At 39.7% G+C, this 12,563-nt stretch carries 14 protein-coding genes; 10 read left to right on the top strand and 4 right to left on the bottom strand.

The genetic code is table 11. From position 1 onward, the window contains the following. From ehuD to BUB11_RS12460, 4 genes are all read left to right on the top strand, one after another. Entirely contained in the window at positions 1 to 651 is a 651-nt protein-coding gene (ehuD, locus tag BUB11_RS12445; protein ID WP_073030088.1) for an ectoine/hydroxyectoine ABC transporter permease subunit EhuD, read from the top strand. Positions 652 to 687: 36 nt separating this feature from the next. Next, a complete protein-coding gene (gene ehuA / locus BUB11_RS12450; protein ID WP_073030089.1) occupies positions 688 to 1,533 on the top strand; it encodes an ectoine/hydroxyectoine ABC transporter ATP-binding protein EhuA in 846 nt (281 codons plus the stop codon). 198 nt (positions 1,534 to 1,731) lie between these two features. Continuing rightward, positions 1,732 to 2,808, top strand: a complete 1,077-nt coding sequence (locus BUB11_RS12455; protein ID WP_073030090.1) for a 4Fe-4S dicluster domain-containing protein — start codon at positions 1,732 to 1,734, stop codon at positions 2,806 to 2,808. Further along, positions 2,789 to 3,556, top strand: a complete 768-nt coding sequence (locus BUB11_RS12460) for a formate dehydrogenase subunit gamma (RefSeq protein ID WP_073030091.1) — start codon at positions 2,789 to 2,791, stop codon at positions 3,554 to 3,556. The genes BUB11_RS12455 and BUB11_RS12460 overlap by 20 nt, the downstream gene beginning before the upstream one ends. Positions 3,557 to 3,633: 77 nt before the next feature. Here the strand turns inward: BUB11_RS12460 and BUB11_RS12465 are convergent, their stop codons facing one another. Continuing rightward, positions 3,634 to 4,416: an enoyl-CoA hydratase/isomerase family protein gene (locus tag BUB11_RS12465; protein WP_073030092.1), complete on the bottom strand. Its 783-nt coding sequence runs from the start codon at positions 4,414 to 4,416 to the stop codon at positions 3,634 to 3,636. 541 nt (positions 4,417 to 4,957) lie between these two features. Between BUB11_RS12465 and BUB11_RS12470 the strand changes: the two genes are divergently transcribed. Beyond that, entirely contained in the window at positions 4,958 to 5,299 is a 342-nt protein-coding gene (locus tag BUB11_RS12470) for a toprim domain-containing protein (RefSeq protein ID WP_073030093.1), read from the top strand. Between the two features lie 111 nt (positions 5,300 to 5,410). Then, positions 5,411 to 5,875, top strand: a complete 465-nt coding sequence (locus BUB11_RS12475) for a C-GCAxxG-C-C family (seleno)protein (RefSeq protein WP_073030094.1) — start codon at positions 5,411 to 5,413, stop codon at positions 5,873 to 5,875. Between the two features lie 95 nt (positions 5,876 to 5,970). Here BUB11_RS12475 and BUB11_RS12480 read toward each other — a convergent pair whose 3' ends face one another. After that, positions 5,971 to 6,357, bottom strand: a complete 387-nt coding sequence (locus BUB11_RS12480) for a YtxH domain-containing protein (protein WP_073030095.1) — start codon at positions 6,355 to 6,357, stop codon at positions 5,971 to 5,973. A 163-nt stretch (positions 6,358 to 6,520) separates the two neighbouring features. Next, on the bottom strand, positions 6,521 to 6,994 hold the full coding sequence (locus tag BUB11_RS12485; protein WP_073030096.1) for an NfeD family protein: 474 nt from the start codon (positions 6,992 to 6,994) through the stop codon (positions 6,521 to 6,523). Between the two features lie 204 nt (positions 6,995 to 7,198). Here BUB11_RS12485 and BUB11_RS12490 point away from each other — a divergent pair, with 204 nt between their 5' ends. After that, positions 7,199 to 7,915: a nickel/cobalt transporter gene (locus tag BUB11_RS12490; RefSeq protein WP_242947545.1), complete on the top strand. Its 717-nt coding sequence runs from the start codon at positions 7,199 to 7,201 to the stop codon at positions 7,913 to 7,915. 1 nt (position 7,916) lies between these two features. On the opposite strand, the gene BUB11_RS12495 is transcribed toward BUB11_RS12490, so the two are convergent. Beyond that, positions 7,917 to 8,405, bottom strand: a complete 489-nt coding sequence (locus tag BUB11_RS12495) for a cytochrome c3 family protein (protein ID WP_073030098.1) — start codon at positions 8,403 to 8,405, stop codon at positions 7,917 to 7,919. 464 nt (positions 8,406 to 8,869) lie between these two features. Here BUB11_RS12495 and BUB11_RS12500 point away from each other — a divergent pair, with 464 nt between their 5' ends. From BUB11_RS12500 to BUB11_RS12510, 3 genes are all read left to right on the top strand, one after another. Continuing rightward, positions 8,870 to 10,618 carry a methyl-accepting chemotaxis protein gene (locus BUB11_RS12500; protein ID WP_242947536.1) on the top strand — a complete coding sequence of 583 codons (1,749 nt, stop codon included), beginning with the start codon at positions 8,870 to 8,872 and terminating at the stop codon, positions 10,616 to 10,618. 148 nt (positions 10,619 to 10,766) lie between these two features. After that, a complete protein-coding gene (locus BUB11_RS12505) occupies positions 10,767 to 11,525 on the top strand; it encodes a carbonic anhydrase (RefSeq protein WP_073030100.1) in 759 nt (252 codons plus the stop codon). Positions 11,526 to 11,814: 289 nt separating this feature from the next. Beyond that, complete coding sequence (locus BUB11_RS12510) at positions 11,815 to 12,453, top strand: DedA family protein (protein WP_073030101.1); 639 nt, start codon at positions 11,815 to 11,817, stop codon at positions 12,451 to 12,453. The last annotated feature ends 110 nt before the right edge of the window (positions 12,454 to 12,563 follow it).

The raw sequence follows: 12,563 nt of genomic DNA on the forward strand, positions 1-12,563 counted from the left end.
ATGTGGAACTGGGAATATGCTTTCAAGATCTTACCAGAGATTTTAACGGCATTGAAAATAACTGTTTCTGCCACTTTTGTCGCTTTTGCTGTTGCTTTAGTTGTGGGTCTGATGCTGACTCTTGCCCGCAGATCCAATTTTAAACCGCTCTCCTTATTTGCGGGTGGGTTTGTGGGGTTTGTCAGAAGTACTCCTCTTTTAGTGCAACTATATTTTATCTTCTATGTCCTGCCTGAGTATGGACTGTCCCTTACTCCATTTGTTGCTGGGGTTATTGGTTTAGGACTTCACTACAGCACCTATCTTGCCGAGGTATATAGAGGAGGAATTGAGTCAATTCCTCCTGGACAATGGGAAGCGGCTAAAGCACTTAATTTTTCCACCCTTAATACATGGAAGAAAATTATTTTGCCCCAATCCATTCCGCCTGTAATACCGGTAATGGGGAACTATCTAATAACTATGTTTAAAGAAACTCCCATACTCTCAGCGATTACCCTAGTAGAGATAATGCAAACGGCTAAGATGCTTGGTTCTCACTCATTCCGCTATCTGGAAGCTTTTACAATAGTGGGAGTGTTGTTCCTGGTATTGAGTTATTCATCCTCGCTTATGGTGAGGCGCTTGGAAGTTCGACTAAATCTCAGATAGCCCTAAGTGAGAAAATTTTCGAAGGAGGTTGATCGTATGAGTGTACCATTGAAATTAATCTATAATGAGGACCCAACCAAAAATATTGACTGCGAAGTTCGTAAAAATATAGTACGTCCGATTGTCACTTATAACAATATCAGTAAGTCATATGGTGATCTTCAAGTTCTCAAGAATATCGACCTTGAGATTGCGCCAGGTGAAAAGGTAGCTTTAATTGGACCCAGTGGATCGGGTAAAACGACTTTAGCCCGTCTGCTTATGACCTTGGAAGAACCAACTTCCGGTACAATTGAAGTTGAAGGGGAAATGCTCTGGCATCAGAGAGTAAACGACAAACTGATTAAGGCCAACGAAAAACACCTTCATCAAGTACGGGGTAACATCGGTATGGTCTTTCAGCACTTTAACCTCTTTCCACATATGACAATTTTACGAAACGTCATGGAAGCCCCCCGAAATGTGCTGGGACTAAGTAAGGAGGAAGCTAAAGAACGGGCTGTGAAGATGCTTGAACAAGTAGGGCTTTCGAGCAAAATTGATGCCTACCCTGCACAGCTTTCCGGAGGACAGAAACAACGTGTAGCAATTGCTCGTGCTCTAGTTATGCGCCCGAAAGTGATGCTTTTTGATGAGCCCACTTCGGCACTCGATCCGGAGTTAGTCGGTGAAGTATTGGAAGTGATAAAAGCGATCGCTTCAGAAGGAGAAATGGCTATGCTTTTGATCACCCATGAAATGGACTTTGCAAAAGACGTAGCAGATCGAATTTTGTTCTTTGACCAAGGGAGGATTATTGAACAAGGGCCGCCGAAGAAGATATTTAATAATCCTGAAAGCGAACGATTACAAACATTTTTAAGTCGATTTAATCGGCATTAAAATAAATTGCTTAAAAGCGGGCCATTTGGCTCGCTTTTTAATTTTTAAGTCCTGAAAAAATGTACGCGTTTTTACTAATTTCGACAGTTATTAACTATTGAAGTATATAACCCCCTATTGGTATGTTGAAAATTCCTATTGTCAATTGCCCCGATTTATGATACATATATAGTATAATACGCATGGGGGGTATGGGGGATGAAGAAGGATGATTTTATTTCTCGCAGAACATTTTTTAAGAGAACTACTGCGGCCGGTTTACTTGGAGCATTAGCAGCAACGGGTCTTAACAAGCCTGTTCAGGCCGCAGGTTTGAGTAATGGAAAGTTGGGTACTCTGATTGATCTATCAAAGTGTGACGGGTGTAAAAGTTATGGCACACCACTTTGTGTCGAAGCATGTGGTAAGCATAACCAGGAACGATTCCCAGAACCTCAAAAGCCTTTAAAGAAATACTGGCCACAAGATAAAGTTGAAGACTGGTCTAATAAGCGAGATCTCAAAAGCCGTTTGACTCCTTATAATTGGACGTTTGTCGATCATGTTAAAGTTAAGCATAACGGGGCCGAGCAAGAAATTTATGTTCCAAGACGATGTATGCATTGTGATAATCCGACCTGCTCAAAGTTATGTCCTTTTAGCGCGATCACTAAAGATACCACCGGGGCTGTATCCATTGATGATGAAATATGCTTTGGAGGGGCAAAATGTCGTGACGTATGTCCATGGGGTATTCCACAACGTCAAGCTGGAGTTGGAATTTATTTAGATATTGCACCGGACTTAGCTGGTGGTGGAGTCATGTATAAGTGCGATATGTGCGTTGATCTTTTGGCAGAAGGTAAAAAACCCGCTTGCGTAAGTGCCTGCCCCACAGGGGCCATCTCCATTGGTCCGAGAGATGACATGAGAAACCTTGCTTACGAAAAGGCTAAAGAAATTAATGGTTATGTCTATGGGGATAAAGAAAATGGGGGAACCGCAACTCTTTATGTTTCTGCAGTTCCGTTTGAGATGATTGATGATGCGATTAAAGCGGACAAAGCGACCAAAAAGGACACTGCCCCAGGCCGCCCTGGTATGCCTGTTAATGTTGAAAATTATCTTTCTACAGGAAAAGGAATGTTTATAAGTGCGGTAATGGCTCCATTCGCAGGGGCGGCGGTTGCCGGTTTAACTGCTTATCGAACCATAAAAGGGGATAAAGCAAAACGAATACAGCATAACTCGACCAAACAAGGAGGGGAGAATAACGATGGCGAAGAAAATATCTAATACAAAGCAAAGTAAAATATTACGACAAAGCCTTGCCAATCGGTTTGTCCATTGGACAACTGCTCTCTCAGTCCTGTTGCTTATTATCACGGGCTTAGGGCAACTTCCCTTGTATACTCGGTACAATGTCACTAAATTGCCGGGAGCGGAATGGCTTGGAGATTATTTTATTACCATTAACTTGCATTATCTAGGGGCGCTTGGGCTATTGTTTGCGGTATTTTTCCATCTTGTATATGCATTTGCCCGCCGAGAGTTTGATATTTTCCCGCGTAAGGGTGATATGAAAGAATCTTATCTGATTATCAAAGCAATGCTGACCAAAGGTAAAGAGCCCGCTTCGGATAAATACCTAGCCGAACAACGTGTAGCTTATTTGTTTATCGGGGTAAGTCTTCTCTTATTGATTGTTACGGGTTTGATTAAGACTTTTAAGAATGTTCCAGGTATAGAACTTTCACATTCTTTCTTGTATTGGAATACTGCTTTGCATAACCTGGGTACGGGCTTAATTATCTTTGGCATAATTGGGCACTTAGCAGCATTTTTGCTTAGAGAAAACCGCCCGCTTCTTCCGGGGATGTTCACGGGGTCAATTAACCGGGAGTATGTCAAACATCGTCATAGTCTTTGGTATGAAAGACTCCTTCGCGATGGAGAAATCAATGAATCTCATCTCGATGTATCAGAAACTCATATTCGCGCGGTCGATTCGAGACATGATAATTATAAGAATCAGTCCTTGTAGCCGGATTAACACAAAGGAAGAACTCCTCACAAATAGTCGTGAGGAGTTCTTTTGATATTGTGGAGATGTTTCAGAGATTATCTGCCCGTGAAGACAGGTTTTCTTTTTTCGAGAAAGGCTGTAACCGCTTCGCGTAAATCTTCCGTACCGCAACAAAATGTAGATTGAGACTGTTCGAAGAGTAATCCAGTCTGGACGCTGCTTTCATTAGCTAAATTAATCCCTTTCTTAGCAAAACGAATCCCTGCTGGAGGGAAGTCCGCCATTTTATGGGCAAGCTTCATCGCTCGTTCATTAAGTGCTTCTTTTTTAACTAAAATTTCAACCAAGCCAATTCGCAATGCTTCTTCTGCATCAATTTCTTCACAGCCCATAATCAGTCGCTTTGCCTGTCCTATACCCACCAGATGGGTTAAGCGGGTAGTTCCTCCCATATCGGGAGATAAACCAAATCGTACTTCAGGAAGAGAAAACTTAGCATTCTCAGCGGCTATTCTAATATCGCAACCGAGAATTAGTTCAGTAGCAGAACCATAGCACAGGCCGTTTATCGCTGCAATAACCGGGATAGGAAGCTCCTGCCAAAAAGAGTACAAATTTTGCAGCCATACAAGGTTATCCATTATAAACTGGGAACTGACACTCTGTAAGAATTTAAGGTCAATTCCAGCAGAGAAGTTTTCACCATTCGCGTTTATTATGATTCCTGCCAGGTTATGGTCATTTAGGATTTCCTTTTGGATTTCCTCTAATTCATAAAGAAAATCCGAACCAACTAAATTGAATCCTTTGGCATTATCAAGAGTTATTATTCCGATTTTGCCATCCCTATTAAAAGCAAGATGTTTTCCATAGCTCATTTTTTTTATTCCCCCATTTCTATTGCATTCTTGTCTACTTGTACTGTAATATATTTTAACTGGAAAATCTATGCTATTTGGGCTGATGAAGCAAATAAATGAATTTAAATTCATTTATAGCGAATACAATTGCACTGAGGATAGACTTATGCCGAAGGGGCATATCCACAGACTACATTCGCGCCGTAGGATGGAGTCTACCTCCTTCGCGCCAAGTGTTCCTATTGGGAAAGGTGCTCGGCGATACGCTATCCTACGCCGGTAGGCATTCCTAGTGGGACCACGGCTTCGGCGATATTCTCCACCGGAGACTATCGTACTGGAGACTATTGTCACCGAAGTAGAATAAGGAACACCCATTTGAAGAAGTGGGTGTCTCGGAATTGATTAAGTAAAACTAGGTATATTTGCTTAGTAAAGAGTAGAGTCTAGTTAAAATGGGATTGAAAAATGAAGTGAGTAGTATTTAGTTAGCTCGAGCTGAGATGAGCTACGAGAAGTAAAATGATAAGAAACTGGTTATAGAAAGAATGGGTGGAATATGAGAGTCATTATTGTTGAAGGGAAAACCGATAAACAGCGTTTGCTCCAGATATTGGATGAACCAGTCGAGATAGTTTGCACATATGGAACCTTAGGTTTGGATAAATTGGAAGAGTTGATAGCGAATTACAGTGATGATGAAGTTTGCGTGCTCCTGGATGCAGATGATGCAGGTGATAAAGCCAGGCGGTTATTTAAACAAGAATTTCCTAACGTTCGGCACTTATACACCCACCGAATGTATAGAGAGGTGGCGACCACTCCGCTTAGTGTCTTGGCCAGGATTCTCGAGGGCGCTTATTTCGCTGTGAAGATTCCAGACGCTGAAGAACTATTTTGAGAAACATGAAATAAACTCCACCTCTAAGGAATATTATTATTCAGAATAGTAGGAATCTGGTCGTTGATGTAGAATAACTAGATTATAATTACTTAAGAGGGTGGAGATTTAATGAATGACTTAGCATTGGAAGCTCGTTCGCGTGCAGGTAATAAATTCAGAAATGGTCTAAACTGTTCTGAGTCAATCGTGCATACTTTTAATGAGATGCTCAACAATCCAGTAAGTTCAGAGGCTTTAAAAATGGCTACTGGTTTTGGAGGAGGATTAGGGCATGCCGGGTGTATGTGTGGTGCCTTAACAGGCTCCGTCATGGTACTAGGACTTTTTAAGGGTCGCTTTGAACCCGAAGAAGCTAGAGAGCCTGCTTATAACTTAGCTCACGACTTTCACGATCGATTCCTTAAAGAATACGGAGCTACTTGTTGCAGGGCCTTAAATCTCCATGAGTTTGACTCACAAGAGCATTTGCGCGGATGTTTAAAACTTACTGGAGGAACGGCTAAGTTGCTGATGGAGTTCATTCAAGAAAAGGGATTAGTTGATGCTGATTTTTCTTGGCCTACTATAGCTTAAGAGATCTTACATTGTAACAGTACCAGCAATAATAAGAGCAAGCAATTATCTTTATTGAAAGATAATTGCTTGCTCTTATTATGTAGTCATTTTCTCTAGTTTTCTTGAAGTTGTGATTCAGGTTCTGCAGAAACGACCTCCACTTTAGGGTGGTGCAGTTCATCGCTTTGACTGACTATGATGTCCGCTTTTTTAGTCTTTAGAGATTCTTGAATAAAGGATTGAAGATCATCTGCTAACTTTTTTCCTTTTGTCGCGAGATCAGTTCCCTGATGTTTTAAGGTGCCAGCATGATGAAGAGTGATGTCCCCGACGCGTTCTAAAACAGTATCGGTTTTTTCTTGAATACCTTGACGTAAAGCTTTGCCGCTTTTAGGGGCAAACATTAGGCCGACAACGGAGCCTACTAAGCCTCCAACAAGTGCTGCAACCGCGATCGTGCTTAGAGAAGGGCTTTTATCAGTTCTTAGAATCTTTTTCATATTCTCATCCTCTCCTTACGTTAATTACATATTATGGTATGGGTGTTGTTATAATTATATCATGAGTTAACCTAGATCGTTACTTTTTTAACTAATTGACGTTTATAAAGCATAGAAAGTTTTGAGAATCTACTCAGTTTTGATGATTTGTAAGAAATTAAAATTAAACTTGACGGACAACAACACGTGTACCTTCAACAGCTATTACTTTGACCCTTGATCCACTGGTTACAAACACTCCCTCTGTAACAACGTCAAGTCGTTCACCACTGAAATCAGCTGTCCCTGCTGGGCGTAATTGACAGAGTGCAATTCCGTGTTTGCCCAAGAAGATTTCGTAGCTTCGCAGGGGCGCTGTGTAGCCTTCTTCTTGGGTTTGGCAAGTTTTCAGAGAAAATCTATCCCAAATAAAACGAGTTTGAGGCAGGCGGAAACTCAAGGCGAATAGTCCTGCGAAAGAAAGCAGTAATAAACATATAAGAAAGAAGCCTAGAGCAAAAGAATCAACCGATTGCATAATCGCTATACTCAGAGTAATGATACCAAATAGACCGAGAATGCCTCCGGGAACAAAAATCTCCAAGATGAGGAGTACGATACCGATAACAAATAAAGTAGCAACTAATCCAGTCCCCAACGTTTCCACCTCTTTCCTTATAGACCTTTACTAGATTATATAACATGTTCCTGCTTAATTGGCAATTCTAGTCACGTCTCCCAAGATAATTGTGTATATTCTAAAATTCTCTTTTAATTAATAGGGTATGGGTGGAAAGTAATGAGACAGGCTTGCATATAAAAAATAGTAAGCTTTATTTGGGAGGAATCTACTTTGGAATTAATGTATACTTTCCCAGCGGTTATTGGCTTAGGGGCCCTGCATTCTTTAGAACCGGGGCATGGAAAAGGAGTGATTACTGCTTATTTAATTTCTTCCGGTGCTAAAATGAAAGAAGCTATTATGATTGGGTTAATTTCGGCATTGGCCCATACACTCTCAATTGTCCTTTTAGCTGTTTCGGCTTCGACTGCGGTAAAAGTATTTGTGCCAGAAAATTTAATCCATTGGCTCCAACTTGTCTCTGGAATTGTCGTTATTTATATAGGGCTTAATATAATTACTCAACGACTCTTTAATAATTATGAGAAAAAGCAAAAATTTCACAACACCCTGCACAGTCATAATTGCGATAGTCATTGTAATCATAATCATGTTAAGTTGAAGACTAATCCTTCCAGCCGATTGGATTTATTCCTGACTGGTTTTTTTACTGGAATTGTTCCCTGTCCAAGTGCCCTGGCGATTCTTCTTGCCGCAGTTTCAGCGGATAAAATCCCTTTAGGCTTAGGATTGGTTGGAGCTTTCTCAATCGGAGGTGCTATTACGATGGTAGCCATTGCACTATTTGTTGTTCGAGCCAGTCATACAATGAAGAAACTGGAAAAATGGCAGGTGGTTAATCGTTTAGCATTGGTTTCTTCTTGTTTGATTATATTTCTAGGTGGGGCAGTAATTTTCCAATCCATTAATCATATAGGGGTATCTTCTGCATTCTAGATTAATTACGCTGAGGTTTAGCGCCCTTTAGGTCAGGGGTCAAGTAAATATCCAGTGCATGTGCAGTGTCTCGATGACACTCTAAACAAGATTGCGATTTCTTGATAGTTTCGTAGTGGTTTACCTTAGCTGTATTTTTTAGGTGTATCGTATCCGGATAGCTCTCGCTGTCCCCTAAATGACAGGTGAGACAATTTAGATCAGAGAGAACAGCGCGAGTAGGAACGGTAAAGTCACCGCTATAGTGTTGAAATACATAGTTTAATCCTCGGGCCTTAGCGTGGAATTTCCCCAATTCACCTCTAGGTTGATGGCATTCTAAACAGTTAAGGTTGTAATGAGGGGATTGCTGCCAAGATGTAACGTATTCTTTAACCTCATGGCACTTGGCACAAAAAGAAGGCCCGGAGGTCGCAACATAAGCTATTTGAAATAGGAAATATGAACCTATGATTGCTATAAGACTTCCCAAAATAGCCTTCTTCCACATAAGAGTTCCTCCTTTAATACATGAAAAATAGTATGTACAAATAAATTTTTTTTATCATAATTGACATGTATTAATCAATTCCGAGGACACCCACTTCTTCAAGTGGGTGTTCCTTATTTTACTTCCGTGACGATAGTCTCCAGTACGATAGTCTCCGGTGGAGAGTATCGCTGAAGCCGTGGTCCCAATAGGAATGCCTACCGGCGTAGGATAGAGTATCGCTGAGCGCCTTTCCCAATAGGAACACTTGGCGCGAAGGAGGTAGACTCCATCCTACGTCGCGAATGTATTAAGTTGGTTTTAACTTTAATGAGTCATTTATAACTTGAAATAAAATTGATGGTTTTAGAAATATTCAGAATGAATGAGTTTAGGCAATAAATAAATAGATATAAATCTTGTGGCGTGAAAATTGCATAACATAACACTGGTATATATGAAAAAATGTAGAGAGGTGTATGTCGTTGAATTTAGGTATTAGACAAAATTGGACTCCATTGATTTTTGCAGTAATAATGGTATTGATCGGTCTCGTATTTAAAGATACTGGTTATTTATTCACCATATTAATCGTAAGTATTGTTGGTTTAATTGCTATTATCCACTTTCAAACCCATCAGACATCGAAACTGCTAGCTTTATCTATTGAAACATTGAAATGTGGATCATTGGGAGATTATCTGATTTTGGAAAAAGGTGTCCGTGCAATTAGAATGCTCTCAGATGAGTTGATCCGAATTAAACAAAGTGGGAATACCGACAGGATGGCAGTTATTAAAATACAAAAAGAACTTTTAAGCCAGAATAAACAGATTTTAGCTTTAAGTTCATTTTGGGAACCGGATGCTTTTGATGGAAAAGATGATCAATTTCGAAATGATGAGTACTATGACAAAGGTCGTTTTACCTCCTACATATATTGGGAAAATGGGGGTATTGAGGTAACCCCTCTCAAAAATGTATATGATGAAAAATGGTATTCCCTGCCTAAACAGACTCGTAAGATTGCAATCCTAGACCCTTATGAATATGAGTTAAACGGGAAGTCAATTTTAATGACCAGTATTATGCTTCCGATTATTATTAAGGGGAAATTCCTAGGTGCTATCGGTACGGATATTCAATTAAAAGAGGTTAAAGAAATTAAAAAAGATGTAGTATTTTATGATAATCCCTATAGAACGCTTAATTTTCACAGTATCATGGAAGATGTTCAGCAACGAAAAGATGAGTTTGGAATTCTTGCCCAAGTTATCTGTGCTGCTAATATTAACCAAAGAGAGATTTTAAAGCACTTATCTGTAACATCACATCAAGTCGCTACTACTGCTCAAGAACTAACGACTATTTCTCAACAGTCAGCTATTGCAGTTGAAGAGGTGGCCAAAACAATTGAACAAATTGCTGGGAGTGCAACGGATCAAGTTAGAGATACAGAAAATGGTGTTCAGCAAATGACACAATTAGGAGAAATTATTTTTAAGAACCAGCAGAATTTGCAGGATGTAAACGATTCTATCGAGTTTGTTGAGACTATGAAGACTGAAGGCAGTATAGCCATTAAGGATTTAACTGTGAGGACGGAAGAGAGAGAGCGCTATACTGAACGAATCAGAGAAAGAATTAACGAAACTAATCAAAGTGCCGAAAAAATTCATACAGCTAGTCAAATGATCCAAGCGATTGCTGACCAAACCAATTTATTAGCCTTGAACGCCGCGATTGAGGCAGCGCGAGCAGGCGAAGCGGGAAGAGGTTTTGCGGTTGTATCCGAAGAAATTAGAAAGTTGGCAGAACAATCAACCCAATCGACAAGAGATATTGAGCTAATCGTTCAAGAATTACAATCAAATTCCCAAAATGCTGTAGATGTAATTGCTAAAAGTTCAGCAATTGCTCAAAAACAAGAAGATAGCATTTTGATCACTATTGAAAGATTTAAGGGAATAGCTGTTGCAATTGAAAAGACAAAAGCAATAATGAATACTCTAAATCTTTCAGGTCAGGAGATGGAGAAGAAAAAGGTTCAAATTATTGAGATTCTAAAAAATCTTGCCAGTATTGCTGAAACCAATGCAGCCAGCACTGAACAGGTATCGGCTACTTCTGAAGAGCAAGCTGCATCTATGACAGAAATAGCGAATGCTAGCCAAGGAATGTCCGAACTTGCAAAGGAATTGCAACAGTCCTTCGATAAATTTGACATAAATTGATTTCTCAAAATACCTTGGCAGAAATTGAACTTAGTTCGCAAGTTGATGATACAAGGAAAGAATCTTAGAAATGATGATTAGGATACTCCTTATTATGGTAAAATGGAAATGTATTGTTTTATGATTAGAAATAGTAAGGAGAGATTTTGTGAGAAAACAATTAACCCTTCTTAGTTGCTTTTTGTTTATGCTAGCTCTTATACTTAACGGCTGTGGCAGTGAGATCTCACCTACAGCCGTGGAACAACCTGCAGAGGTGGAGAGCACTGCCGCTAAGGAAGTACTGGCGGCTGCGCCAGTCTACAAACGAACAGAAATTATTTCGTCGCCAAATGAAGCAAAACAACTTCTGCTTGATGGAAATGAGCGCTTTACTGCAGGTAAGCCTTTGAGTAAGGATCTAAGTTTTGCAAGACGAAGTGAATTGATGAAGAACGGTCAGCATCCATTTGCGGTTATTTTAAGTTGTTCAGATTCGAGGGTTCCTCCCGAACTTCTTTTTGACCAAGCCTTGGGTGATTTATTCGTTATCCGAATCGCTGGAAATGTGGTTACCCCAGTTGAATTAGGAAGTGTAGAGTATGCTGTTGAGCATCTGAATACTCCTTTAGTCGTAGTTCTCGGTCATGAAGAATGTGGTGCGGTAACTGCTGCTGTGCAGAATGGGGAAACACATGGCAGTATCACAGCCATTCTAGATAAAATAAAGCCTGCAGTGGACAGAGCTACGGCTATGGGCGCCAGTAAGAGCGAACTGATTGCAAAGAGTGCAGAGTTAAATGTTCAGAATGCTAAAATAGATATCTTAAAGAGTCCGATTATTGAAGAACGTTTGAAAGCAAACCAAGTAAGTGTTTTAGGGATTATGTATGATCTTGATGAGGGTGTACTGAAGTTGATTGATTAGTAAGTGAAGCAATTAAGTAAGTAGTCATTCTTTTATGTTAGTTAGGTCAAACAACTAATTTTAAGCCCTGAGAGAAATCTAAAATATTAAAACATAATAATCTGAAGAGGTCTAAATGTATTAAATGGCTCCCCCATAACTAATGCCAGGGGAGCCTTTGGCAGGTTGTAACCTAAGTCAAACAGGGTGTGGAAAAATAAGGTATATACTTAAGAAGGACTTTAATGGAGTTCTGTCGAATAACAAATAGTTGTGACCATCTAAAAAATAGGATTTTAAAGGAGCTTTTATGGAATTTATAGCCTTACTAATTGATTTTATTCTCCATATCGATAAACACTTAGTTGAAATAATTCAGAACTACGGGACTTGGACTTATTTAATTCTTTTCCTTATTATTTTCAGTGAGACCGGATTTGTGGTTACACCCTTCCTTCCAGGAGACTCATTACTTTTTGCGATTGGGGCCTTAGGGGCAAAAGGTGCGTTAGACTTTAAGTCAGCACTTGTACTTCTCATCCTTGCTGCGGTTGGTGGTAACACATTAAATTACTTTATTGGTAAAACAATTGGACATAAAATACTAGCCATGAGAAACTCTCGCATTATTAAGAAGGAGTATCTAAACAAGACTCATGCCTTTTATCAGAAACATGGCGGCAAAGCCATAATACTGTCTCGATTTGTACCGATAATCCGTACTTTTGCTCCCTTTGTTGCAGGATTAGGGAAAATGAGCTTTACAAGATATAGTGTATATAACGTTATCGGCGGTGTTTCTTGGGTCTGTCTGTTTATGTTTGCCGGGTATTTCATTGGCAACATAGATGAGGTTAAGAACAATTTTACCTATGTAATTTTTGCGATAATCTTTGTTTCTTTGTTGCCAACAATTGTTCCGTATCTTCAAAGTAAAAGACGAAGATAGGCGTAATATAAATATTAGCTCTTTAAAAGAATTTGTTTTTTAAAGCCCAGCATATTCACAGTTTGTGATTAAGTTGGGCTTTTTGCTTTAACCAATATGTGGTAGTTATT

Origin of the sequence: Desulfosporosinus lacus DSM 15449, assembly GCF_900129935.1 — a bacterium.
Lineage (GTDB): Bacteria > Bacillota > Desulfitobacteriia > Desulfitobacteriales > Desulfitobacteriaceae > Desulfosporosinus > Desulfosporosinus lacus.

Bases quoted from the DNA above. Each gene is read 5' to 3' on its own strand.
- BUB11_RS12480 (WP_073030095.1), bottom strand. From the start codon at position 6,357: ATGAAAAAGATTCTAAGAACTGATAAAAGCCCTTCTCTAAGCACGATC.
- BUB11_RS12460 (WP_073030091.1), top strand. From the start codon at position 2,789: ATGGCGAAGAAAATATCTAATACAAAGCAAAGTAAAATATTACGACAA.
- BUB11_RS12510 (WP_073030101.1), top strand. From the start codon at position 11,815: ATGGAATTTATAGCCTTACTAATTGATTTTATTCTCCATATCGATAAA.
- BUB11_RS12475 (WP_073030094.1), top strand. From the start codon at position 5,411: ATGAATGACTTAGCATTGGAAGCTCGTTCGCGTGCAGGTAATAAATTC.
- ehuD (WP_073030088.1), top strand. From the start codon at position 1: ATGTGGAACTGGGAATATGCTTTCAAGATCTTACCAGAGATTTTAACG.
- ehuA (WP_073030089.1), top strand. From the start codon at position 688: ATGAGTGTACCATTGAAATTAATCTATAATGAGGACCCAACCAAAAAT.
- BUB11_RS12465 (WP_073030092.1), bottom strand. From the start codon at position 4,416: ATGAGCTATGGAAAACATCTTGCTTTTAATAGGGATGGCAAAATCGGA.
- BUB11_RS12495 (WP_073030098.1), bottom strand. From the start codon at position 8,405: ATGTGGAAGAAGGCTATTTTGGGAAGTCTTATAGCAATCATAGGTTCA.
- BUB11_RS12455 (WP_073030090.1), top strand. From the start codon at position 1,732: ATGAAGAAGGATGATTTTATTTCTCGCAGAACATTTTTTAAGAGAACT.
- BUB11_RS12470 (WP_073030093.1), top strand. From the start codon at position 4,958: ATGAGAGTCATTATTGTTGAAGGGAAAACCGATAAACAGCGTTTGCTC.
- BUB11_RS12490 (WP_242947545.1), top strand. From the start codon at position 7,199: ATGTATACTTTCCCAGCGGTTATTGGCTTAGGGGCCCTGCATTCTTTA.